This window comes from Teredinibacter turnerae T7901, from assembly GCF_000023025.1.
GTDB lineage: Bacteria > Pseudomonadota > Gammaproteobacteria > Pseudomonadales > Cellvibrionaceae > Teredinibacter > Teredinibacter turnerae_B.
Genome location: NC_012997.1, coordinates 3,044,548 through 3,069,083 on the forward strand (window position 1 = coordinate 3,044,548; position 24,536 = coordinate 3,069,083).

The 24,536-nt window shown below is 50.0% G+C and carries 23 protein-coding genes; 9 read left to right on the forward strand and 14 right to left on the reverse strand.

The window, feature by feature from the left end:
* Nucleotides 1-130 precede the first annotated feature (130 nt).
* Nucleotides 131-976: a DUF4380 domain-containing protein gene (locus tag TERTU_RS12185; protein ID WP_015819537.1), complete on the reverse strand. Its 846-nt coding sequence runs from the start codon at nucleotides 974-976 to the stop codon at nucleotides 131-133.
* A gap of 749 nt (nucleotides 977-1,725) precedes the next feature.
* On the opposite strand from TERTU_RS12185, the gene TERTU_RS12190 reads away from it, so the two are divergent.
* The 4 genes from TERTU_RS12190 (at nucleotide 1,726) to TERTU_RS12205 (ending at nucleotide 9,231) form a co-directional block, all read left to right on the forward strand.
* Complete coding sequence (locus TERTU_RS12190) at nucleotides 1,726-4,164, forward strand: glycoside hydrolase family 94 protein (protein WP_015819390.1); 2,439 nt, start codon at nucleotides 1,726-1,728, stop codon at nucleotides 4,162-4,164.
* A 287-nt stretch (nucleotides 4,165-4,451) separates the two neighbouring features.
* Nucleotides 4,452-4,919, forward strand: a complete 468-nt coding sequence (locus TERTU_RS12195; RefSeq protein WP_015819928.1) for a hypothetical protein — start codon at nucleotides 4,452-4,454, stop codon at nucleotides 4,917-4,919.
* A 320-nt stretch (nucleotides 4,920-5,239) separates the two neighbouring features.
* Nucleotides 5,240-6,640 carry an MFS transporter gene (locus tag TERTU_RS12200; protein WP_015816918.1) on the forward strand — a complete coding sequence of 467 codons (1,401 nt, stop codon included), beginning with the start codon at nucleotides 5,240-5,242 and terminating at the stop codon, nucleotides 6,638-6,640.
* A 197-nt stretch (nucleotides 6,641-6,837) separates the two neighbouring features.
* Nucleotides 6,838-9,231, forward strand: a complete 2,394-nt coding sequence (locus tag TERTU_RS12205; protein ID WP_015818099.1) for a glycoside hydrolase family 94 protein — start codon at nucleotides 6,838-6,840, stop codon at nucleotides 9,229-9,231.
* On the opposite strand, the gene TERTU_RS12210 is transcribed toward TERTU_RS12205, so the two are convergent.
* The 5 genes from TERTU_RS12210 to pspA form a co-directional block, all read right to left on the reverse strand.
* The gene (locus tag TERTU_RS12210) at nucleotides 9,221-9,985 is read right to left on the reverse strand and encodes a TIGR01458 family HAD-type hydrolase (protein ID WP_015820769.1); all 765 of its coding nucleotides are present in this window, start codon (nucleotides 9,983-9,985) and stop codon (nucleotides 9,221-9,223) included. The genes TERTU_RS12205 and TERTU_RS12210 overlap by 11 nt on opposite strands.
* A 125-nt stretch (nucleotides 9,986-10,110) precedes the next feature.
* The gene (locus TERTU_RS12215; RefSeq protein WP_041590224.1) at nucleotides 10,111-10,374 is read right to left on the reverse strand and encodes a hypothetical protein; all 264 of its coding nucleotides are present in this window, start codon (nucleotides 10,372-10,374) and stop codon (nucleotides 10,111-10,113) included.
* A 106-nt stretch (nucleotides 10,375-10,480) separates the two neighbouring features.
* Nucleotides 10,481-10,864: an envelope stress response membrane protein PspC gene (pspC, locus tag TERTU_RS12220; protein WP_015818346.1), complete on the reverse strand. Its 384-nt coding sequence runs from the start codon at nucleotides 10,862-10,864 to the stop codon at nucleotides 10,481-10,483.
* Nucleotides 10,861-11,103 (reverse strand): envelope stress response membrane protein PspB, encoded by a 243-nt coding sequence (pspB, locus tag TERTU_RS12225; RefSeq protein WP_018015653.1) that lies wholly within the window; start codon nucleotides 11,101-11,103, stop codon nucleotides 10,861-10,863. Before pspB ends, pspC begins: the two co-directional genes overlap by 4 nt.
* 11 nt (nucleotides 11,104-11,114) lie before the next feature.
* The gene (gene pspA / locus TERTU_RS12230; RefSeq protein ID WP_015818717.1) at nucleotides 11,115-11,786 is read right to left on the reverse strand and encodes a phage shock protein PspA; all 672 of its coding nucleotides are present in this window, start codon (nucleotides 11,784-11,786) and stop codon (nucleotides 11,115-11,117) included.
* Between the two features lie 205 nt (nucleotides 11,787-11,991).
* On the opposite strand from pspA, the gene pspF reads away from it, so the two are divergent.
* The 3 genes from pspF to TERTU_RS12245 all read left to right on the forward strand — a co-directional run bounded on the left by pspF (nucleotide 11,992) and on the right by TERTU_RS12245 (nucleotide 15,748).
* Nucleotides 11,992-13,044, forward strand: a complete 1,053-nt coding sequence (pspF, locus tag TERTU_RS12235) for a phage shock protein operon transcriptional activator (RefSeq protein WP_041590421.1) — start codon at nucleotides 11,992-11,994, stop codon at nucleotides 13,042-13,044.
* A 714-nt stretch (nucleotides 13,045-13,758) separates the two neighbouring features.
* Nucleotides 13,759-14,361, forward strand: coding sequence for a bactofilin family protein (locus TERTU_RS12240; RefSeq protein ID WP_018015654.1), 603 nt, complete (start codon nucleotides 13,759-13,761; stop codon nucleotides 14,359-14,361).
* A gap of 58 nt (nucleotides 14,362-14,419) precedes the next feature.
* Nucleotides 14,420-15,748 carry a hypothetical protein gene (locus TERTU_RS12245; protein ID WP_015819338.1) on the forward strand — a complete coding sequence of 443 codons (1,329 nt, stop codon included), beginning with the start codon at nucleotides 14,420-14,422 and terminating at the stop codon, nucleotides 15,746-15,748.
* Here the strand turns inward: TERTU_RS12245 and TERTU_RS12250 are convergent.
* From TERTU_RS12250 to TERTU_RS12280, 7 genes are all read right to left on the reverse strand, one after another.
* Nucleotides 15,688-16,266, reverse strand: coding sequence for a nucleotidyltransferase family protein (locus tag TERTU_RS12250; protein WP_041590225.1), 579 nt, complete (start codon nucleotides 16,264-16,266; stop codon nucleotides 15,688-15,690). The genes TERTU_RS12245 and TERTU_RS12250 overlap by 61 nt on opposite strands.
* Nucleotides 16,263-17,237 carry an XdhC family protein gene (locus TERTU_RS12255; protein ID WP_015819907.1) on the reverse strand — a complete coding sequence of 325 codons (975 nt, stop codon included), beginning with the start codon at nucleotides 17,235-17,237 and terminating at the stop codon, nucleotides 16,263-16,265. The genes TERTU_RS12250 and TERTU_RS12255 overlap by 4 nt, the downstream gene beginning before the upstream one ends.
* A 130-nt stretch (nucleotides 17,238-17,367) precedes the next feature.
* Nucleotides 17,368-18,474 carry a lipid A deacylase LpxR family protein gene (locus TERTU_RS12260; protein WP_015817819.1) on the reverse strand — a complete coding sequence of 369 codons (1,107 nt, stop codon included), beginning with the start codon at nucleotides 18,472-18,474 and terminating at the stop codon, nucleotides 17,368-17,370.
* Nucleotides 18,475-18,737: 263 nt separating this feature from the next.
* On the reverse strand, nucleotides 18,738-19,304 hold the full coding sequence (locus TERTU_RS12265) for a TetR/AcrR family transcriptional regulator (protein ID WP_041590422.1): 567 nt from the start codon (nucleotides 19,302-19,304) through the stop codon (nucleotides 18,738-18,740).
* Between the two features lie 233 nt (nucleotides 19,305-19,537).
* The gene (locus TERTU_RS12270; RefSeq protein WP_015817000.1) at nucleotides 19,538-20,152 is read right to left on the reverse strand and encodes a YigZ family protein; all 615 of its coding nucleotides are present in this window, start codon (nucleotides 20,150-20,152) and stop codon (nucleotides 19,538-19,540) included.
* Entirely contained in the window at nucleotides 20,149-21,114 is a 966-nt protein-coding gene (trhO, locus tag TERTU_RS12275) for an oxygen-dependent tRNA uridine(34) hydroxylase TrhO (protein ID WP_015817444.1), read from the reverse strand. The genes TERTU_RS12270 and trhO overlap by 4 nt, the downstream gene beginning before the upstream one ends.
* 128 nt (nucleotides 21,115-21,242) lie before the next feature.
* The gene (locus TERTU_RS12280) at nucleotides 21,243-21,551 is read right to left on the reverse strand and encodes a BolA family protein (protein WP_015816987.1); all 309 of its coding nucleotides are present in this window, start codon (nucleotides 21,549-21,551) and stop codon (nucleotides 21,243-21,245) included.
* A gap of 293 nt (nucleotides 21,552-21,844) precedes the next feature.
* Between TERTU_RS12280 and TERTU_RS21815 the strand changes: the two genes are divergently transcribed.
* Both TERTU_RS21815 and TERTU_RS12285 read left to right on the forward strand, forming a co-directional pair.
* Entirely contained in the window at nucleotides 21,845-22,063 is a 219-nt protein-coding gene (locus TERTU_RS21815) for a hypothetical protein (RefSeq protein WP_019602837.1), read from the forward strand.
* Between the two features lie 111 nt (nucleotides 22,064-22,174).
* The gene (locus TERTU_RS12285) at nucleotides 22,175-22,804 is read left to right on the forward strand and encodes a response regulator (RefSeq protein WP_015817239.1); all 630 of its coding nucleotides are present in this window, start codon (nucleotides 22,175-22,177) and stop codon (nucleotides 22,802-22,804) included.
* A gap of 82 nt (nucleotides 22,805-22,886) precedes the next feature.
* Here the strand turns inward: TERTU_RS12285 and pyk are convergent, their stop codons facing one another.
* The gene (pyk, locus tag TERTU_RS12290) at nucleotides 22,887-24,335 is read right to left on the reverse strand and encodes a pyruvate kinase (RefSeq protein WP_015817576.1); all 1,449 of its coding nucleotides are present in this window, start codon (nucleotides 24,333-24,335) and stop codon (nucleotides 22,887-22,889) included.
* Nucleotides 24,336-24,536: the final 201 nt, after the last annotated feature.

Genomic DNA, 24,536 nt, shown 5'->3' on the forward strand with positions numbered 1-24,536 from the left:
GGACTCCTTGTCGTCCAAACGAAGTGACTCGACAGCAATCCCTTAAAGTGTAAACCATATAATTGGTGCGAGTAGATGAATCACCCGCCACCGCCAGTTTTACTCTCGTGTTCTCGTCTTCACCACAAGGTTATATCGCTTGCAAAGCCTCCCTGAGCACCTCTGACTCCACAAACTCCACCAGATCACGACTGCCAAGCGCCGCAGATACGCCTTCAGGCAGCTCAAAAATCCGCCAGTCAACAGCCCAGATTAAACGCATTCCGGGCATGATTGCACGAAATGGTCCTTGCTGTTCAATTTCAACATATGGATTGTTAACGTCAGCGTGGCCATAAATCTCGACTTCTCCCTCGCCCGGTGCAACCTCCTCCGGGGTAATCGTAGGAAAAGTTTTCACAAGCAGCTGGTTACCCTCCACGTATGCCAACCAGCCAGCTGAATTATTGGCGAACAGTTTGGGGATGCCCGTTAAGCCATCGACCTTATATTCATACCAATAGCAGCCTTCAGCAAACACTGCATCGCACGTCGAATGCGCCTCCGGTGGTGTAGCCGCCCGGTAAAAGCTCAAGCCTCCGCTGACCCGGCTGATTTCCCAAGGCGCCATACTGACGATGTCCCCCAAAACGTTCGCGATCACGTAGGCAACATTAAACCCGTTCGCGATAGGGCTAAAGACTTTCGTCACCTGAATACCCAGTTGCGATTCCACCGGGCTACGCAAACAAATGCGCTCAGGTGAGTGCTCCACCAGTTCATAGGGTGCCTCGTCCAGCTCTACAGGTGGCGGCCATTGCCAGAGAGATTGTGGAGAAGGCCAGAACGTAGAACCGGTTTGAATACCCGCATCTACCAGAATATTTTTTGCATTCGCAGAAAAGTGGGTTATACGGCCCCCATTCTCACTTACGGTTAATGTGCTTGCGCCAGTTTTCATTGAAAACGTTTGCACACTGCGCTGGTTAGAATCCACAGTTCCCCCTTTTTTTATGTGCCCTTAAATTCAGTTGTTGTCACATGCAGTATCGGATAAACAACTGCTAACTCTCACACCGTTGTATCAAACTCCGGGCGGTAATGAGGGGGGCGAGTGTCAATCAATCCTCTCGTTTTCCAACAAAATTATGCCAGGAGCCCTGGCGCGGTTTATACCACGGGCAGCAACCTTGCAACAAACTTTCACTAAACCAAAACCCATGAACTATATAGTCAATATAACTATAAGATTAAGATTTGAACGATTTATTCTAGCGTGGAAAACAATAATTTAGACGACAATTACAACACCTGGCAGCGCGCAGGCAGGCCCCCACCGATTTAGCCCTACTTTTCTATTAATTTGCTTTATAGTCGGCCGCAAACAGATGCCAATTAAACGAATTTCACATAGAATACACGCCAGTTTGCATTCGCCGATCACGCTCCCTCGTCTGATACAACCATCGCCTGATCCAAACTTGTGGAGCCATTTGGGTTGTAAAGCCTGCTCAGTTGATCTGAGCAAACGCTACTAACCCCCATACAGAAGCTATGGCCCAGGTGTGAGTGCAAAAACACGTAATTACGCTGAATGCCCAAGCGGCCAATTAGCCGCCCCGGCGAGGCTAAAAAAATAAATAACAATAACGAAAATCAGGAACATCCCGGCGGTACGCACTTGTTGCCCCAACCGGAAAGGGTTCCATTAAAAACCTAAACCGAAAACTAGCTAAGGTACACAAAATGAAATTTGGTCATTTTGACGATAAGGCAAAAGAATACGTAATCACAAATCCTAAAACGCCTTACCCATGGATAAACTACCTGGGTAATGAGGATTTTTTCAGCCTGATTTCAAACACCGCTGGGGGATACACTTTTTACAAAGACGCAAAGTTCCGTCGTCTTACCCGCTACCGCTACAATAACGTACCCGTAGATAACGGTGGAAAATACTTTTATATCAACGATGGTGGCGATGTTTGGTCACCAGGTTGGAAGCCTGTAAAAGCTGACCTTGATAACTACAGTTGCGCCCATGGTATGAGTTACACCCGAATTACCGGTGAACGCAATGGCGTAGAGGCAGAGGTAACTTATTTCATCCCACTGGGTACCTGGGCTGAAGTACAAAAAGTAAAACTTAAAAACACATCCGGCGCGACAAAAAAACTGAAATTTTTTTCCTTCATCGAATGGTGTTTGTGGAACGCTGAAGACGACATGCAAAACCTTCAGCGCAATCTCTCAACTGGGGAAGTTGAAGTTGAAGGTTCCGTTATTTACCACAAAACCGAATTCAAAGAACGTCGTAATCACTATGCGTTTTTCTCGGTGAATGCGCCCATCCAGGGTTTTGATACCGATCGCGACACATGGAAAGGCACCTACAACGATTTCGACCGCCCTGACGCGGTGTTTGAAGGGGAACCCCGCAACTCTGAAGCCCATGGCTGGTCGCCCTGTGCTTCGCACTACCTTGAAATTGAACTAGCGCCCGGTGAAGAAAAAGATCTCACGTTTGTTTTAGGCTATATCGAAGTCGACAAGGACAATAAGTGGGAAAGCAAGAATGTCATAAATAAAAATCCGGCAAAGGCAGTGATTGAGCGATTCGACACCGTTGAAAAAGTGGACGCCGAACTCAAAAAACTCAGCGATTACTGGAGCAAACTGCTTTCTACATACGAACTCACCAGCGGCGACGAAAAGCTCGATCGTATGGTCAATATCTGGAACCAATACCAGTGCATGGTGACATTTAACATGAGTCGCTCCGCATCCTTCTTCGAAACCGGTATCGGTCGGGGCATGGGCTTTCGGGACTCAAGCCAGGACCTCATTGGATTCGTGCACCAGGTTCCTGAGCGCGCCCGCGAGCGCATCATTGATATCGCATCTACGCAGTTTGAAGACGGCTCCGCATACCATCAATATCAACCGTTGACTAAGCGAGGCAACCACACCCTGGGTGGTGGATTTAACGATGACCCACTTTGGCTGATCTTGTCCACGACTGACTACATTAAAGAGTCAGGCGACATGGGCATCCTTGACGAAATGGTGCCCTACGATAACGATGAGTCAAAAGCGACGACGCATTTTGAACATCTCAAGCGCTCGTTCTACTTCACTGTAAACAATCTAGGGCCCCACGGGCTTCCCTTGATTGGTCGCGCAGACTGGAATGACTGTCTGAACCTTAACTGTTTCTCCGAAGACCCCAATGAATCCTTCCAAACCACAGGAAACAAAAAGGGGTTTACCGCCGAATCACTGATGATTGCGGGCTCTTTCGTTCTTTACGGCAAAGAGTTTATCAAGCTGTGCCAGGTACTCGGCAAAGACGACGATGCCGCTGAAGCACAAAAGCATGTTGACGCGATGATCGAGGCCGTTAAAAAAGACGGTTGGGATGGCGAATGGTACCTCCGCGCCTATGACTACTATGGCAAGAAAGTCGGCTCCAGCGAGAATGAAGAAGGCAAGATTTTCATTGAGTCACAGGGCTTCTGCGGCATGGCAGGTATTGGCGTGGAAGACGGGCTGGTACATAAATCCATGGACTCGGTCAAAGAACACCTGGATTGCGAATACGGGATCGTGCTGCAGCAACCCGCATTCACCAAATACTATATAGAGTATGGTGAAATCTCGACCTACCCAGCCGGATACAAAGAAAACGCTGGCATCTTCTGCCACAACAACCCATGGATCATGATTGCAGAAGCGCAAATCGGCAATGGCGATCGCGCATTCGAGTACTACCGCAAGGTTGCGCCAGCTTACCTCGAAGAGATCAGTGATTTGCACAAAGTGGAGCCTTACGTGTATTGCCAAATGATCGCCGGTAAAGATGCATTTAAGCCGGGGGAAGGCAAGAACTCCTGGCTGACCGGTACTGCTGCGTGGAACTACGTGGCCATAACCCAGTACATTCTCGGCGTGAAGCCCGACTACAATGGACTCAGCATTAACCCGTCCATTCCAAGCAAGTGGGATGGCTATAAGATAACGCGCCGCTTCCGAGGAGCAACCTACCACATCGAAGTGAGCAATCCGTCTCATGTGAGCAATGGCGTCAGCAGTATGGAAGTTGACGGTAAGACTATTGAGGGATGTATCGTACCAATCCAGCCTGAAGGTACCGAGGTTACAGTTAAGGTAACACTCGGGAAATAACGAGAAACGTTCTTATTAAAAAACCCCTCACTGAGGGGTTTTTTTTGTGAACCAGTTACTACAGGTAACACTTACCCGATCAAAATTTCAGCTTTATTACAATTCTGAGTATTTTTAACGAAAAACGCTCGTTTTTATTCTATATATAAATATAGAGCTTGGTTAACGCCGGTTTTATGTACAAATAATTCTAAAAACTGTGTAACTAGAGGTAACACTTTAGGAAAATTTGCGGTAACATATCCTCAACTTGAAGAAACAACGCAACGTTCCTGGAGGACGATCAAATGTTGAAGAAATCCGTAGCCGCTTCCGCGCTTTTCCTTAGTCTTGCAGCTCCTTTCGCTGGTGCATACTCACTGGTTGACAGTGAAGTCGTTAAAGGCACTATCGAAACTGTCGATGCCAGCACTAATACTCTGGTACTCGAAAAAGCCAACGGTCGTGAAACACGTGTTGGCCTTTCTGAGAAAGCCAACTTCTACATCAATGGTAACGCTATCGACATCAACGACCTGAAAGCCGGTCATGAAGTCCGTATCAACCGCAAAACCTTCACCAAAGTTGAAGACAAGCTGGTTGGCGAAATTGTTGCGGTTAACCGCAAGGACAAAACAGCAAAGCTACGTCTGTCGAACAAGGAGACTGTCAACGTGCAGTTCGGCGACCAAGTGGCAGTCTCCGGTGTAAAGAGCGTCAGTTCTTTTGATCAGCTTCGTCCTGGTCACCAAGTTGTAATCAGCTACGCCAAGTAAGCGGTTCAACTGATCCTCTTCCATATTTCTGGTGCTCCGGCACCAGAAATAAATTCCATGCTCCTGCCTCCTACTTTATCTTTGATCCAGCTTTAACCCTCCCCCTTCTGTCATACCTAATTATTTTACGAACCGTTATACTGGCGTAAGTCTTGACGTACGAGTATCGGCCATAGATAGATTGGCTAGACCGATTCTCCGCATCTCCCTCAAAAATAAAACGCCAAGCGAGCAACCTGCGCTATCCGCTGTTTTCCTTCCGTGTTAGACCAGGCTGCTCCAAAACCAAACACATAATCACAATAAGAAGAATAGCGACCATGCCTAACTACAACAAAGATACAACTCAAACCATTCCTTTCCATGAAAAATTTGGCTACGGCCTGGGTGACTTCGCGTCCAACCTGTTCTGGATGCCGTTCGTGTTATTTGGAACTTATTTTTACACGGATGTCTTTGGAATTTCCGCACTCTCTGTCGGCATTATGCTGCTGGTAACACGAATTTGGGATGTGGTGAATGACCCGGTCATGGGAATAATCGCAGATCGTACCCCTGCGAAAGAGGGCGTTGGCAAATATCGGCCTTACCTTTTCTGGTTTGCCATCCCCTTCGGATTAATCGGCGCAATAGCGTTCTTTACGCCGGATCTGAGCCCCTCGGGCAAACTTGCGTACGCCTGGGTGACCTATGTCGCTTTCGGTATGATCTACACCGTAATCAACATACCCTACTCCGCTCTTATGAGCGTGATGTCGCGAGAGCCTGCGGAACGAAACAGCACCAGTTTTTTCCGTATGATTGGCGCCCAAAGTGCAGGTTTACTTGTGTCCAGCAGCCTAATGACATTTGTCGGCGAGCTAGGTGATGGCGACATCCAGCGCGGCTTTTTCCTCACCATGGTGATATTTTCGGTTATCGCGGTCATCAGCTTTATCTTAACGGGCAAAATGACTCGCGAGCGCATTCATCCAGCGCCGAAACCCAAGGGCATGCTTGCAAAGGACATGCGTTATATCTTCACCAATATTCCATGGTGGATACTTTTCTTCGTAGCATTTTTTACTATCGCTGCCTTCACTATCCGCTTTGGTGTAGCCGCGTATTATTTTAAATACTATGCAGACCCGGTCGCGGTTGAGGCCTGGAACATTGGTTTTATCGAAGGGGGCGCCATCAGTGCGTTTTTCACTTTTGGCACCATTGCATCCTTGCTCGGCGTCGTCTGCTTCAGTTTTTTTGCAAAAACTATCGATAAGAAAAAAATGTATTTTTCGCTAATCATTATTTCAGGACTGGTATCGGCATACTTTTACTACATTCCAAACACTGAGATCACCACGATAATCATCACGCAGGCGGTGTTCTCCTTCCTCACCGGCCCAACAGCTGCAATTTTATTTGCGATGTATACCGACATTGCAGCCTACATTAAACTGCAAACCGGCAGCGATTCATCAGCGTTAGTCATGTCGGCCGGGTCGCTCTCGCAAAAATTTGGCTGGGCCGTCGGCGGGTCGGTAACGGGAATTTTGCTCGGCTTGGCAGGTTACCAACCCGACCAGGTTCAACCGGAAAATATCAGGGAAATCATGAGCATAATGATGAGCTGGGCCCCAATGGCTGCATGCCTACTGGGCGCTCTGGCGATGCTGGCCTACCCGCTGGACGACAAAAAAATGCGCGCTATAACCGATGAACTAGCCGCTCAAGAACAGTAGATCCTACAACTCAAAGAACATCCGCTCACTCCAGGTGCTCAAGTTTACGAGCCCCTGGATATCTCATTCACACGTTAACAGCTGCAATCAAGCGATAACCCCAGGCGTTAGCTCCTTGATACGGCACCCGTGCAGTCCCTTATAATCACGCAACAATAATAATACTCCAACGACCTATCAGCCCGAGAGAACAAAATATGAAATACGGTTATTTCGATGACGCTGCTCGCGAGTACGTCATCACCCGCCCTGACACTCCGCGATCCTGGACAAACTATCTGGGCTCAACGGAATATGGGGCAATCATTACCAATAATGCCGGCGGCTACAGTTTTTATAAATCTGCTGCGCAGGGCCGCTTTACACGATACCGTTCAAACGCGGTTCCCATGGACCAGCCGGGGCGCAATATCTATATTCGCGACCAGGAAAGTGGCGACTATTGGTCAAATGCCTGGCAACCGGTAGGGAAACCGCTGGAGGACTACAAATCTGAGTGTCGCCACGGTACCGCGTATACATCGATCACCTCCGACTACAGCGATATTAAGTCGAACACCAAGTATTTTGTTCCTCTAGGCGAAACCAATGAGCTCTGGTACACGACCATAACCAATACCAGCAGTCGCCGCCGCAAGCTCCGTCTTTTCACCTACGTGGAGTACACCAGCAGCTGGAAGCTCGCGAACGATTTGCTAAACCTGCAGTACTCCGCCTATATCGTTAACATGTGTGTAAACGATGGCATTATTGATCACGGTACTAACGTGAGCATGGCCCCAAACCCCGACGACTTCCAAGACGCCGATCAGGGCCGACATACGTTTCTCGCTATCAGCGGTGCAGATGTTACCGGCTATGACACAGATCGGGAGCGCTTCCTTGGCGCTTACCGCAGTTACCATAATCCGCTTGCCGTTGAGCGCGGCGAGTGCGGCCAGTCTCTGGCGGTCGCAGACAACGGTTGCGGCGCTTTGCAGATCGATATCGAACTTGAACCCGGCGCGAGCAGCTCGTTCTGCGTAATTATGGGAATCGGAACCGCCGCGGATGAAGGCGTCAAGGCTCGGCAAAAATTCAGCGAGATGAACGCAGTTGAAGCCGCGCTCGAAGAAGTAAAACAGCACTGGCACAGCCAACTCGGTAATTTCAGTGCGCAAACACCGGACCCTGAACTCAACAGCTTTTTCAATACCTGGAACCCGTATAACTGCCTGATTACCTTCGCTTGGTCGCGCGCCGCGAGCCTGGTATATAACGGCGAGCGTGACGGCCTGGGATATCGCGACTCAGTGCAGGACATGCTTGGCACCCTGCACTCGATCCCCGAACAGGCACAGGCACGCCTGGAGCTAATGCTGACCGGGCAGGTATCGACTGGCGGAGCTATGCCGGTGGTAAAACCCTTTGCGCACAAGCCCGGCCACGAACCGCGCCCGAGTGAACAAGAGTATCGCTCCGACGACAGCCTCTGGCTATTCAACACGGTTCCGGCACTGGTAAAGGAGACCGGCGACTTAAGCTTTTACGACAAGGTTTTGCCTTACGCGGATCAAGGAGAAGATACCGTGTTGGGCCACTTAAAACGTGCCATCGAATTCAGCTTGGCACGTCTGGGTAAACATGGCCTTCCCTGCGGACTGCTCGCAGACTGGAACGATTGCCTGGTGCTCGGTCACGACGGCGAAACTGTGTTCGTGGCGATGCAACTGCGTTACGCACTGGCCACCTATGTGGATATATGTGAGTTAAAGGGTGGATTGGAAACGGAAAGCCTGTGGGCGCGCGAACAACTCGACGACCTGGACAAGAACCTCGACTGCCACGCCTGGGATGGCGCCTGGTACCGGCGCGCATTCCGTGTCGATGGATTTGTGTTTGGCTCTAGTGAGAGTGAGGAAGCCTCGATCTTCCTGAACCCTCAAACCTGGTCTGTCATCAGCGGCCACGCGTCGCCAGAAAAAGCGATACTGGCGATGCAAAGTGTTAACGAACGCCTCGCAACCGACGCAGGCTTGATGGTGCTGGACCCACCCGTAACCAAACTCGACCCGGCAATTATGCGAGCGCGACTTTTTAACCCGGGCATGAAAGAAAATGGCGCAGTATTTTGTCATACCCAAGGCTGGGTATTGATGGCCGAGGCGCTTCTCGGAAACGGCAATCGCGCCTACGAATATATGCGCACATTTATGCCCGCTGCATTTAACGAACGCGCTGAAGTACGCGAAAGCGAACCTTATGTGTACTGCCAAAGTACTCACAGCAAATACAGCCCTCGGTACGGCGCTTCTCGACTACCCTGGCTGACCGGTGCTGCAACCTGGGCTTATCACGGCACCTCGCAATATTTGCTTGGCATACGTCCATGCTATGACGGCCTGCTTGTCGACCCTTGTATTCCTGCGCACTGGCCCGGTTACACCGCCACCCGGGTTTTCCGAGGCAAGGTATTTCACATTACCGTAGAAAACCCAAGCGGCGTCGAAAAAGGTGTGGCATCACAACAGCTCAACGGTCAAGCGTATATGGGTGTACTGAAAATTGACGATTGCGAAGAAGAAAATCAGGTTCAGGTGATCATGGGCTGATAAGCCCCATAACCTCAGCGATGGAGCCCACTAGTGCAGCTTCCGGTGGCAAACGGGTTTCATCGCCGTTACGGTATTTGCCGGTTTGTACAAGGCACCCGGCAATACCCGCCTCAATTGCACCCAGCACATCACTTTCAACATCGTCCCCGACCATCAGACAATTGGTTGCTTCCAGGCCGGTGGAGCGGACCACCTCTGCGAAAAAATCGACACTGGGCTTGCCCATTACTACCAGATCGCACCCAGAAGCCCATTCGAGCGCATGCGCAAACGCGCCCGCGTCCAACTGCAATCCCTCGGAGGTTTGAAAATATTTATTCATGCCTATCGAAATTAGCGGGGCCCCCGCTTTACACACCCGAAACGCATTATTGAGGTTGGCATAGCTGAGATCGTCGCGCGCATCGCCGAGCAAAACACAGTCAGCGTCAACGGCATTGTAAGCCTGGAAATCCGCGCTTATAGCCTGATGCACCAAAACCAGCGGGTGCAGCTGGTGTTGCTTGATATAACTTCTCGCTGCATCAGGCGCGGTGAAGAGTTCTTCAGGCCGAGCATCCACCCCCATTGCATGTAAATTAGCGAGTATTTCCGTAGCGTTTTTGGTCGCGGTGTTAGTCACAAAGCGCAAAGTCAGGTTGGCGTCGCGAGCGTGTTTGATCGCTTCAACAGCGCCATCAATTAATCCCCGATCATCATAAATAACGCCGCTTAAGTCGAAAAATATGCCGCGGTAGGCTGCCCGACTCATAATGTCTCCGGTGCTTTGCAGTATTTGCGGTAGAAGAAAGTCAGGATATAGGCAAAAATGAGGCCGGCGCAAGCCTCCGTCGGACCGAAAGCGCTACGCGCCAGAGAGGGGCTCTCAAAAATTAACTAACAAGACCCCCTCTGCGACAGGCGGGTGATTTCTGGTACAGACAATCCGAGAAAAACCAATACGAAGTTAAGTACCAAGAGCACGCTCAACAGATCTCCGCCACGTAAACTGGCGGACTGGAACGCCTGCAGAAAGTCTCCAGAACCGGTTAACAGATGTAACCCCAAGAATAGAATTACCGGTAAAACGACGGTCGCAACTGTCGCGATGCTAATTCCTTTTATGAGTGCTCTTCCCACTGATGCCGATTCTCGTCCCATGGCATGGTTCTCCGTGCACGACCATCTGATACTGAGGCCGAATATTCATTAATTGCGTAGCGGCAGTGCAATATACCTACCGCTACGCCGTTATTTTCCGGGAAAACTAAAGCTTGTTAATTTCATCGCTGAGTTTAAAACTAGGTGAAGTAACGTACGCCTCCAGGCGACGTAAACGCTCCTCCACCTTGCTAAAGCGATCATGGATACCGTTATACACCGCATTGCGTTCATGAGTGGAATGGAGCCGCGCATCCAGCTTGCCGCTTTTGTTCTTTAGTGAATTAGGATCCACATCGAGAACAAAGTACCCCACCCAGTAGGCAATAAAAGCCACTTGCAACGTAAAGATCAAACAGACAATTGCACATATCCGTACTAACTTGACGTCGACCTCGAAATAGTCTGCCAGCCCTGCACACACCCCACCTATAACGCCCTTTTGGCGGTTGCGATACAACTTGCGGTTTTTACGAAAAAACTCACTCATACCTCGTGCCTCCAGTTGGGGTCCTGTTTATCCAGAATCGACTCCAGTGTGTGCATTCTCGCTTCCATGCGATCCGCCATGGCGAGAAGCTCCTCTATTTTCTTCGTGTCTGCCACTATTGTTTCGGACTGAACCGACTTCCCCTTGTGTTTGTAGTGCATGTAGATCCACGTAGGGGCAACGAATATACAGAAGAGAATAAGTGGCGCCTCAAGCGAGCTGGCAATTTGGTGTAGCATCCCGGTATCCCTTAATTGTTTTCAGTTTTTGTTTTAACCTTTTCGCGAAGCGCAGCGAGTTGTGCCTCGATTTCCTCATCTTTCGCCAGCTGCTCTATTTCTTCGGCAAGCGATTTTTTGCCCAGGTCGTAAGACTCTACCTTGCCTTCGAGCTCATCGAGCTTGCGCTCGTAGCCTTCCAGCTTAGAGAGCTTCTCGTCCACCGAACCACCGCGAATCACCATACGGACTTTCAGCTTGGAGTCGGCAGTCTGGCGGCGCGAAACGAGCGATTTTTGGCGCGCTTTTGCTTCCGCTATTTTATTTTGCAGCTGCGTAATTTCATTTTCCAGTGAAAGAAGGTTTTCCTCGATAATCTCCAGCTCCGTATCCACCTGACTGGCATCGTTGATAAACCGCAGCTTTTCAGCCAGAGCACCTTTGGCGAGATCCTCTCGGCCTTTCTGAATGGCCAGTTCGGCCTTTTCCTCCCAGGTTTCGGACTGATCCATTAGCCATTGCTTACGGCGCAGCAGCTCTTTCTTGTCGGCAATCGCTTTCGCGGAAACCGTTCGCACCTCAACCAGCGTCTCTTCCATCTCTTGGATGATCAGGCGTACCATCTTCTCTGGATCTTCGGCCTTGTCGAGGAGTGCATTTATATTTGAATTTATGATGTCTGAGAATCGGGAAAAAATGCCCATAATCTCTTTCTCCTTGGCGTTAAGTAACAGTGTATACCCGTTCAAATGTGAGTATGGTGTAACCTATATCAGTATCCGTGCCAACTAATCACGTTCATTTAAGCTATTGATTATAAAAGATTTTTTACAAAGCAGACGAAACAACAGTTTTTCTATTCGCAGCGTACTGCTATTATTTGGCCTAATAGACCAACTGGTAGCAAATATGGCCAACCCCCGTACCAAAACACTCATCGGCGAATCCAATAGCTTTCTGGAGGTACTCGAGCAGGTATCGCACCTGACCTCACTCAATCGTCCTGTGTTGGTGGTTGGTGAGCGAGGCACGGGCAAGGAGCTGATTGCTGAACGACTGCATTTTTTGTCCGAGCGCTGGAGTCGGCCGCTGGTCAAAATGAATTGCGCTGCGCTCAACCAGGAACTTTTAGAATCAGAGCTCTTTGGTCACGAAGCTGGAGCCTTTACGGGAGCAAGTAAAAAGCACATTGGCCGCTTTGAACGCGCCGATGGTGGAACGCTGTTTTTGGACGAGTTGGCAACCATGTCACTACAAACCCAGGAAAAGCTCCTGCGGTTTATCGAATATGGCGAGTTCGAACGTCTCGGTGGATCAAGCACTATAGACGTGGATGTCCGCCTGGTCGCGGCGACCAATGAACACTTACCCACGCTCGCGGATAAAGGGCGGTTTCGCCACGACCTGCTCGACCGGCTCGCGTTCGACGTAGTTACGCTGCCACCATTGCGGGCGCGGCAAGAGGACATTGTGTTACTTGCTGAACACTATGCGCTGAACATGTGTAAGGAGCTTCATCGCCCGCTTTTCACCGGATTCACCCATGAAGCGCGTATGTTGCTTGAAGAGTATCAATGGCCGGGGAACGTTCGTGAACTCAAAAATGTGATAGAACGTAGCATTTACCGCCACGGTGACAACGAAGATCCTATCGAAGATATTTTGTTTGACCCATTTGATTCGCCTTACGCACCACTCGAACCTCATTCCAAAGGGGTACCCCAGCAGCACACTATCCCGCAGGTTGAATCGGCACCAATTGTGGGGCCTGGAGACCCCCAGCCCAGCGTTCATCATTTCCCGCTCGACATCCAGGAGCATTTGCAACAACAGGAAAAGGACTGTTTGCGTGCAGCGTTGCAAAAAGCGCAGTTTAATCAACGTGAAGCCGCGAAATTATTACGCCTGAGCTATCATCAGCTTCGCGGCAAACTAAAAAAATATCATCTGCTAAGTGATTAAAATACGCATGACTATTTATTCCGTCGTACACGACTAAATACTTGGTTGCGCCTATCTTCAATTTTTCACGCCACTTATCTGGCAATGCCCAGCCAAACGTCGTCAATTAGATCGCAGCTATTCGCTGCTCAATACAATTGTGAGGCCCTAGAAAAATAGTGAACTCGGCTATACGAGCATTGCGATATTAAGATATTAAATAAAAACGCGTTAAAACTGTAAGAAAGCGGTATTAACATGGCTTTTTTAACGAATGCTGCTCACACGCCTGAAAATTCAACGCTAATGTATTTAATGACGAATACCGATCAGGTTTTCGCATGCCAGTCGCAAGAATAGGAATTTTTCGTTGACTATTGGGCCAGCGTTGCTAAAGATAGGCTTATGCAAGCATGAAGCTCCAGCGACAGCTGCTGGAAAGGTTGGCCAGGATTGGCTGTAAATAGGTTGTATCAAAATTTTAAGCTTCCATAACTAGATTGGAGCCTAGTAACGTTCATTTTTTCGTAGGTAAATGTCGTATATCTAATTAGTCACAGTATTTCGAGCTTAAGTGCCGCGCGGTTTGATTTGAAAGTCCCCGTTAACAAGAGTTCCAGCACAAGCAGAGTTACAGCCTGAATGGCTAAAGGCAATCCTAGATCGCGGCTACTCCAGTTACCACGAAAAAATGAGCGTTAATAGTAGCCAACCGTTGTCAGGAGACGATGTTTAATGCGCGGTTTCAAAAGTAGTGATACCAATAAACCTTCCAGCGACAGACCTAAAGGTGATTTCATGACGGCCAGCCCTTTGTCCCCACCCTCCCCCAACATGCCAACTCCCTCCAGCGACCCTCATTCACATTCACGCCCTCCACTGGGTTCAAACGATGCGCCAAGAGCCGTAATTGGCTCTAAAATTCGTTTTAAAGGTGAATTGGTCGGCGAAGAGGACTTGCTCATCCAGGGGCAAGTGGACGGCACTATCGATTTAAAAAACCATTCACTGATTATTGGTGCTGAAGGAACGGTACGCGCTAATGTTTTAGCCAAAACCGTGACCATTGAAGGCACAGTAGAAGGCGATTTATTCGGACAAGAACGCATTTCCATTCTTAAATCCAGTGATGTTAGAGGCAATGTGGTAGCTGAGCGCGTAATTCTCGAAGATGGCGCAAAATTCCGCGGGTCCATTGATATGGACGTAGATCAGCATAAAGATAAATTACAGGGAATCACCAGTATTTCGCTGTCCAATTCCTCGAGTAGGCAAACGCCACCCGCCGACCCTGCACCAGCTCCAGCGGAGAAACCAAAGCCTTCGGATCCAGCCTGATTTTTCCCGATCAACACCAGCTCGATCATTGAGCTGGTGTTTCTTGTAAGAAGAAGCCATGCGACACCGGGCACCGGGACTCACTGCCGTTTACAACGAAATCAAATCCTCAAGTAAGAATCGAATTCTTGATCTGGGGCCGATGGTCGCGGCCAACTTTAATTTTTTTTCCAAACTTAGCTGCAAGGTTCATTTCGAAAATTTCAATGATTTTATTCAGGAACCTGACACCAACCGGGCTTCAGGATTTGCAGCCGAATTAGACAACTACTTACTCAACCATGCCCCCAACGAAAAATTTGAGGTCATTCTCACTTGGGATATACTCAATTACCTCTCTCTTGACGAGATTGGAGCACTTTTCCTCAAACTAAACAATTGGTGCCATCCCAACACCTTGATGCATGCAATTCGCTACCTGGGTAAAAACATTCCACCGCAACCGGCGAGATTTCAAATTATTGACCAATATCACGTGGAGTTAACCGTAACGAACCTTGCACCACGAAAAATACCGAACCATCAAACCGCGCAGCTGTTAAAAAAATTACCAGATTACTATCTGCACAATAACTTGATGAACGAAAACGGCATGCTTCGCGGAATAAGTGAACAAGTTATGCGTTTTCAACCAGACGTATCGCAACGCAAGCAATTTATTGCCAGCACGGAAATAACCACGTCAGCCGCACTTCAATCTGCACTTAAAAATTCAAAAGACAAAATCGTAGAAGACAACACGTTTTATTCGCCATCTCTGGAATGGTTGCTTAAGCAAGTTACGCCAGAGTCAAAAATACTCGATCTGGGAAGCAAGTCTTCACACAATATGGACTTTTGGCGGTCTCGATTTAACGAGGTGTACACGGAGGATTTAGCATCATCGCTCCGCTGGCGAAACTACACCCAGCGGGCAGATAAAGTGGCCCAACCCTCTGGCATTAGTGATCAGGCATTACGTTTTAAAAATAATCTTGTTTTCGATGCCGTTGTATTTTGGGATTCACTGAATTTTTGCGATATCCATCAACTCAGAGCCATAGGTGAGCGCTTGGAGGCCCATTGCCACAATGGCACCAAGCTGATAGTTCTATCTTATTTGGGCAATAAAATACCGGAGTATCCCCTTAAATTTACGATCACCGCGGCCAACCGATACCGCGTGCAGGAGGTACGTAAGGTCGATCGCGAAACGCCAGCGCTTACCACGTCAGCAATTATGAAATTAATTCCTGGTTGGCGTATCTGCGGCACGCACTTGTTTAGTACAGGCATGCGCCAAGGGCTGGTTGAATTGATATTTGAGCAAACACGGGAGCCCGATAATCATCGAATGTCTGATGGCACGTCGACATCGCGCAATATCCCAGGGTCATCCAGTTCGTAAAAATTCACTGCGGCAGAATGATTTTCCAGAATAGATTTCGCGCCTGTATCCCCAGTCAATCGTTCGAGTAAATTTCGATAGTTAACGCCAAAAAATACCGGGTGTCCACGCTGCCCGTGAAACTGTGGCGCCACTATCGCGGAGTTTTGCTCAGCAGAACCTCGTGCGCGGGCAACAATTTTTGCGTAGGTTGCGGCTTTGATCCAGGGCATATCAGCCAGGCAAACCAGCCACCCTTGCTTGGGTGATGTTTTGCTTACGCCGAAGGCAATCGAGTCGCCCAATCCTGGAGATACCTTCGGGAACACCAGACTCTCACAGCCAAAAACTTTGCCAAGATCTATAACACCCGGATTATCCGGTGAGCAAACCACCGCGACAGAGGCGTCTAAAATTGCAAGCTGAGTCAGGGTCTCACCCAAGACTGAGTTCGACGGGTTTAACGGGTGAAGCAGCTTCTGACTGCCAAAACGCGAGGATCGGCCTGCTGCCAGCACCAGTATTTGTACATCTGTCATTGATGTCTGCCAATCTCTGGCGACGCCAACCGATAGTGACTGACAAGATCTGCGGCAATACTGAGCGCAATTTCCTGCGGGGTTTTACTCCCGATATCAATACCAATCGGTGCGCGCAGCTTCTGAAGTTGCGACGCAGAGATATCAAGGCTCAGCAAGCGGTCACGTCGAGCAATTGACGACTGCATAGAACCCATAGCGCCAATATAAAAAGCATTGCCGGGTAGTGCTTCCAGCAAAGCCATATCGTCCAATCTGGGATCGTGGGAAACAGCGACTATCGCACAGTTCGCATCGCTGAACTCCCGCGCGATAAAGCCGTCAGGGTAGGTTTTCCGCAATCGATGTTCACCACTGCGGAACACAGGGTCAGTTATCTCGCCCGGATCGCACACTTCCACATAAAAATCCAACCCACGTGCCATATCCGCCAGGCATGCTGCAACCGCATTGGCGCCAATAATTAATAATTTGCGAGTTGGCCCTAACAAAATAGAGATAAGCGTTTCAGCAGATTCTGGCGCACCCTCGCTGGCGAGCTGCCACTGGCCAGTCACCAGGTCGACGGAGCGCCATACGGGCTTTCGCGCCAGAAGACGCTGCGCCAGAGCCTCCCAATAGGCCTCTTGATCACTAGTTATAGGCTCTATTAGCAGCTCAAGCTCACCACCGCAGGGCAACTGGATGGGCGCTCCGCCGGAGGGCTGCTCACCCCCATAGATGAAACGGCTGGGCTTGCTGCGCGAAAATTGGCCGTGATTAAATCTGGCAAACATGTCCTCTTCCACACATCCGCCAGATACGGAACCTACCGCGCCTGTCGATGGCGACCACAACATCATCGCACCTGGTGGTCGTGGAGAACTGCCCCATGTGCGCAACACCGTGGTCAGCCAAAGGGACTCTTCTCCTTGCGCTATAGCCTCACAGCAGCATCGGACAATTCGCTCGGCACTGGATTCAAAACTCATGTATCACCGCACATATTCAAGAAACAAACGTCTATTGTGCTATATCCAAGTAAAGTTGTGGTCAGCTTACGCAACTACTACCTAAACTATCGTCAGAATTTCAGCCCCGTATCCAACGTACTCCGTCGAATTAAATCAAACTTTTCCCCACCATGATTCCGCCCCAAATAACATTGCGGTCCCCTTTGCCCTCGCGAATTTCCGAGGTGTGCCCGCGCAAGCCATAGTTGATGTGGTAGCCACTGGCGAATTCGTGGGTATATCCAGCCCAGGCTTCAAGCACGAATGGCCTCAACTCATCGTAGGTGTACACCACATCGCTTTCGCGGAACTGGCCTTGTAAAAAGGCATTGTATGCACGCGCTTTCACACTGATTCCCGCCCAAAAATAATTTTCCGGGGTTTTACTTTTTTGGCTCGCCAGCGACTCCGCATAATTTTTCACCTCCGGCTTAAAGCTGTGCCAGGTGGTGCTGATGTTCCCTGTGCGGACACCCAAACTCCATGACACTTCTGTCAGGTAACCCACCGATGCCGCCAGCGTATGTTTCAGCTCCGTGTGGAGCAGCCCGGTTTCAACCAGCTGTTGCCGAGCCAGACTGTAGCGAAACGTAGGTTCACCGCCATCAGAAATCTGGTGCGACCAACCACCCGCTTCCGTCCCGTTTGTCGCGCGGTGAGTTAGATTTTGAACGTTACCGACCAGGTCAAGCCCGAGCATACCCAGGGTCAACTGCGACCGAAGCACCACTTGGTTCTCCCAGTCCATACTCTCGCTGCTTGTCGATACATACACGAGGCTCGCATAGGGCCGATCGTCTTGATCGGCTTCACTCGACTCCACATTGGCCGGCGTAAAGCCGTACAACCCGAACTCCAGCGTTTTTGCTCTGCGTGCGCCTTCCAAACCCAGGGAGTCATCTAATTGCGAGAGCAGCGCTGGGAGTGGATACCTGCCGATAGAATCAGACGTGTACGCGAAATTAATCCCATAGGTATAGTCCTGATCACGGTTTTTCGGTGCAAAGAGATCGTTGTCAAAAGAGAGATACCAACGCCCCCGCTCACTGAGTAATCGCCCATCGGCGGCATTTAAACGAGCGGACTGCTCCTCCGGCGGAGTTACCGCGTTGGTTGCTGCCGCATGGGACACCCATGTCGCTAGCATCAACAACACCCCGAAACTAGTCAGCGTGCGCTTGATTCCCAGCGCCTTATTCGAGATTGATACTGTCATAACCACTCCAAAATGACCGGTCGTCTTGTTTTATATGACCAGTCGTCTTATTCATCATTGTGACCTACCGGTCAAAAGATGATGATCGATAAATTTACGGATTCACGCAGGCAGAAGCGCCCGATAAATTGAAGTCGGCCTGATGCCGAATACACATCGCTCGTTCGGTGATTTAACTCTCACACTCGAGCTGTTGTGACGTTGAGGGGATTAAAACACAACGATAATCAAATTAAAGTGATACCGAAATACACACTTTTAAATCAATGCGCCAGAATAGAGGGTATTACCGCCATGAATGCATCCAAAGGCGCACGGCTTTGGGAGGATTTTGCCCGCATCAAAGCTCCCTCCCAGGAGTTAAATAGGAATTCCGCGCGCACCGCAGCATCAGATTCCACCATCCCACCCTCCATAAGGGCAGTTTTAATCATCTCGGTCTGACGATCTAACACACGCTTCAAACGCACGCGTATGAGATCACTGGAATCCGCCATCTCCTGACACATGTTGCCCAAAAAGCAACCCACCTTAAAATCGCACTCACACGCTTTGAGCACACCGTTTGCGAAAAACGCGGTGACCCGCTCGTCCGCCGGTTTTTGCGACCGTAATACGCTATCGCAAGACTCAAAATTCTTCTCGGCCGCGTAATCAATAGCATCCAGAGCAAAGCCTTCTTTGCTCTCAAAATAATTGTAAAAAGATCCCTTTGGCACCCCAGCCGCATCAACAATATCTTTCACGCTGGTGCCGTTGTAACCCTTGCGCTTCATAACATCGAGGCCGGATAACAGTATCTCTAGCTTTTTAGCTTCGCGTTTACTCATATCTATCACTATGTGACCGGTCGTCTTGTTTATCAAGTGAGCAGTGTAGGTAAATTGGCCACAAGATTCCAGTACCGGCATGCCAGCGGCAGTTACTATTTTTTCGACAGGCTATAATTTTTTGACAGGCTATATAGCTAAACCCAGGCTAAAACGGTGAAATACAAGCCCTGCTCAGTGAGTTCAAGCTGGAGCCCAACGGACTATATGAGCACAAAAGCAGAGGGGCTGGATCAGGATTCGATAATGCTTTTGCCGGAGGTTTGTCCGGTAAGCCAAGTACAAAACTCAGCCGCGAACTGGCTCGGCACACTCACTTTACAACGCACAGCCTCCGCATGAGACACGTCTTCAAGCGTGCCGCCAAGTGCCGCTAGCTTATTGCGCAATACGTTTTCATGGGCGTAATCGATAATCACAGTGAGCGACGTCATCGGCAACACAGTCTTAAGTTGCGCGGCATCCAAGGCTTGGCTCGTAACATTGCTATACGCTCGTACTAGGCCGCCGGCGCCAAGCTTAACGCCGCCAAAGTAGCGAACAACGACCGCTAAGATGTCGCCTACCTCCCGTTGCTGGAGCACATTCAATATCGGGCGCCCTGCCGTACCAGAAGGCTCTCCATCATCATTGGCTGCGACCCACATAGGCTGGTTCGCATCGCCGATCACATACGCCCAGCAATAGTGGTTGGCAGCTGGATACTGCTCGCGTGCGCAATCCAGCGCAGGTTGAATATCTGCTTTGTTCTGCACTGGCGACAGTAGGCAAATAAACCTGCTGCGCTTTTCCTCAATTTCCAACACACTCGGCGCCGATAAAACCGTGTAACCCAAAGTCGTAGTCATTCTCCGTCTGCGGACGGCGCGCCTTGCGTGGTGCGACTTTTAGCAATGTCTGCGCGATCCCCAATGTGTAACTCACCCTTCCTGCTCGCCAGCTCCATCTGCTTTTGACGCTCCAGAAACCGTGACCGCTGCTCCGGCGTCTGCTCGTCATAGCATCGAGGACAGGCGACACCTTTAATGTACTTGTCAGACTGTTTATCCGTTTCGTTTATGGGGAAACGGCATCCATGGCACAACTCGTAGCTGCCCTCCTCCAGGCCATGCTTGACCGAGACGCGATTGTCGAACACGAAGCATTCGCCGTCCCACAGGCTATTGCCTTCGGGCACTTCCTCCAGATATTTCAGAATGCCGCCCTGCAGGTGATACACCTCCTCAAACCCCATCTGTTTCATTAGCGCAGTCGACTTTTCGCAACGAATCCCGCCGGTGCAAAACATGGCAACTTTCTTGTGCTTATTTGGATCAAGGTTCTCAGCCACGTACTGCGGCAGCTGTCGAAAACTTTGGGTATTCGGGTTCACCGCACCGCGAAAGGTGCCAATTTCATACTCATAATCGTTGCGGGTGTCGATAACCGTAACGTCCGGGTCGGAGATCAAGGCGTTCCACTCAGCAGGAGCTACGTAAGTTCCCACCACCAGGTTGGGATCAATCCCTTCCACGCCCATCGTCACAATCTCTTTTTTGAGCTTGATTTTCAAACGATAGAAAGGCTGCTCGGTTGCGACACTCTCCTTGTGCTCAAGTGCATCAAGACCCGGTTGTCGACGCAATTCCTCCAGCAAAGCCTGGATAGCCTCTGGCGTGCCCGCAACCGTCCCGTTGATACCTTCTGCAGCCAACAACAAGGTGCCTTTTATCTCTCGAGACTGGCAGAAATCGATAAGCGGCTCGCGAAGGCTTTCGTAATTAGGGAGGGAAACGAATTTGTAAAGTGCCGCGACGAGATAATCGGACATAATCAGAACCACATTATGCAATTAAAAAAGGGGGCCAATTCTAACGATGCGCGGCACTGATCACAAATGTCGCGACCAGTAATACCGATTGCATCACTGGTCGCGGTAACACGGAGGAACGTCTACCGCTATTTGCGCCCGGCACAAGCCGGGGAGTCCGGCGCAAGACCCGCACGAGCAGCCCATTCCGCCTCAGTATAGAGATGGAGCGCCAGCGCATGCACACCAGAAGACAGCTCGTTAGCGAGAGTGCCGTACACCAACTGGTGGCGCTTAACCCGGCTGACGCCGTCGAAAGCTGGCGATACCAATGTCGCCTTGAAGTGCGTTTGCGAGCCTTTCGGCACACTGTGGCCATGGCTCTCATTGACCACGTCAACAAACACCGGGCTAAAAGATTCAATAAGTTTTGCGCGAATATTCTGTTCAAAATCCATAACAAAAAACCCTAAGTTGGGAGGAGCGCCGCTGATGTTTGATCTACACTTATAGCAAAACGCGCTAGCAGGTTAGCATCTAAATGCGCATGAATTCTTTCGCGAAGCCCAACACTATTTACACGTCAGATGACGGCAGCATTATTTGTGCTGGACTTGATCTCGATACAGCTCTCTCCTGGAAACTGAGTAAAGTGGAGCTAAGATGTAGTCTATTTAATTATCGAGACGTATTTCCGCTCCAGATGGGGCAATAGTAACATGTGACCAACGCAGGAAAACCGAGCATTCCAATGAGCGAGACTAAATTTATCTTCGTTAACCGTCGCAAAGGAGACGATAGAAGACAGGATGTTGACCCATGCAGCAACATGCCGCTGGATCTCTACCATCGCAAACGCCGTAAATCCACGGAGAGGCGTGATACCAGCCGTAGCTTAAGCGACGATTACTACGCCTATATGCAAAAGCTTATGTCAGACAACACGGGTTCAAACGCAGAGCAGGCATAGCGCTATTACCGCCGACTTGAGCCAGACGCCCTACTAAATTCCTCTGCCGAAGGGATTTTGATCCTATAATTACAGGCACTTTTGCCTTAACTCCACTTCTAGGGTGCATCCATGCTGACAGCTGCCGAATGCAGGGTGGTTCTCGCAACCGTGACCCAGCGCCGAGCCTGGTTGCTCAAACAACTGGACACATCGACGCTTGACGATAAAGCTCGCGAAGAGCATATGGAAACGATCAAACTGCTGGACAGTGTGATCAAAAAGCTCGCCTCCGCCATACAACGCGCCGCACCGCCTCCAAAACCCAAGCCTGCGCCCAAGCGCACCGCTATCACAATGGAAAACCTGAGGGTTTTGATAGCCGAAGATAATGCAGATTCGGCCGAACTGCTGATTGATGTTTTGGGCGATTTTGGGGTAAAAAATATTGTGCACGCCGAAGATGGAATGGCCGCATTCGACAAGATTAAAGCGTCGCCATTCGACTTAATACTCTGCGACTGGGATATGCCCCACATCAATGGGCTCGATGTTTATAAAAAAGCGAAAGCGTCAAATACACTACGCGGCGCGCATTTCATTATGGTCACCGCCGTATCAGAAGCCGCACGCATTAAAGAAGCTGTGCAACTGGGGGTAAACGACTACATCGTTAAACCGGTCGATATCGACACTCTAGAAGCGAAAATACGAGCGGCGTTCAATATGGCGGCCGCTGACAATGAGGCTCCTGCGAGCTAACGAGCACCGCCCGGCGCCAAACCATCCCTAAACAAAAAAAGGTGGCCTAGGCCACCTTTTCACACGAATCCAGCAAGCTCGATTAAGAAACCGGCTGACCGACCTTGACGATTTTCAGGGTGTTGGTACCACCGTGAACATTGGCATAGTCGCCCTTGGAGATAAGAATCATATCGCCATCTTCCAGGTTCTCTTGCTCACGCAGAATTTCAACAGCACGCACGTTAGTTTCGGCATGAGGAATAGTATCGCTGTCAAACAGAATCGGCTGAACACCGCGGAACAGCGCAGCACGACGCAGAGTCTTGGGGTTGCGGGAGAAGGCGAATATCGGCAGACGCGCGCCGTAGCGGGACATCAGCAACGGGGTGGAGCCAGATTCGGTCATAGAAGCGATACATTTCACCCGTTGCAGCTCGTGTGCCGCATACATGGCGGACATCGCCACCGCTTGGTCAATTGCGGTGTAGCCACCTTCAGGCTTGGCAGGTGAAGTCTCAGCTTGAGGATGTTTCTCGGCGCCACGGATAACGCGAACCATAGCCTCTACCGTTTGCACAGGGTATTTACCCGCAGCAGTTTCCGCAGACAGCATAACCGCATCAGTACCATCCAATACTGCGTTGGCTACGTCGAAAACCTCTGCACGGGTTGGCAGTGGGCTGGAAATCATCGTCTCCATCATCTGGGTTGCGGTAATAACACAGCGGTTCAACGTGCGCGCACGCTCGATGATGTGCTTCTGAACGCCAATCAATTGAGCGTCGCCAATTTCCACACCCAGATCGCCACGAGCAACCATTACCGCGTCAGATGCGAGAATAACATCGTCGAGAACCTGGTGATCGGCCACAGTCTCTGCACGCTCGATTTTCGCAACCATGTACATTGAGCCGCCAGCGTCACGAGCCAACTGACGCGCCAGATTCATGTCATCCGCTGTACGCGGGAATGAAACTGCCAGGTAGTCAACACCGATTTCAACCGCAGTTTTAATATCTTCACGGTCTTTGTCGGTCAGCGCTGGTGCAGACAAACCGCCCCCCTGACGGTTAATCCCTTTGTTGTTGGACAGCTTACCGCCAACAACAACCTCAGTACTGATTCGAGTGCCGTCCACAGAAAGCACCTTCAGCACAACACGGCCATCGTCCAACAGCAGCATGTCGCCTGGGTTCACATCACGTGGCAGGTCTTTGTAGTCGATACCCACTTCTTTCTGGTTGCCAGCATCGCGATCAAGCGCTGCATCGAGTACGAACTGGTCGCCGATCTCAAGCTGGATCGGGCCATTGGCAAAACGAGCTACACGGATTTTAGGGCCTTGCAAATCACCGAGAATCGCGACATAGGTGTTATGCCGAGCGGAGATTTCGCGAACCATCTCGGCGCGCTGTTTGTGATCCTCGGGGCTTCCGTGAGAAAAGTTCATACGAACAACGTTCACACCCGCGATTATCAGCTTTTCGAGAATACCGTCTTCATCCGTTGCCGGGCCAAGGGTGGCGACAATCTTCGTACGTCTATACATAGATTACTCCGTAGAGGGGGATTGGGGACATTAAAAACGCGCGCATTCTACTATATGGACGCCGCAAGTTGAAAAGGAATATCACGGAAAACCCAAGCAACCTAAGGTTTATATAGAAAAATAACGAAAATTGACGAAACCTATAACCTTGAGGAAGTAAATAAGTAGATACCGTGCAGCGAAACAAGAAGGGGGCTTGAA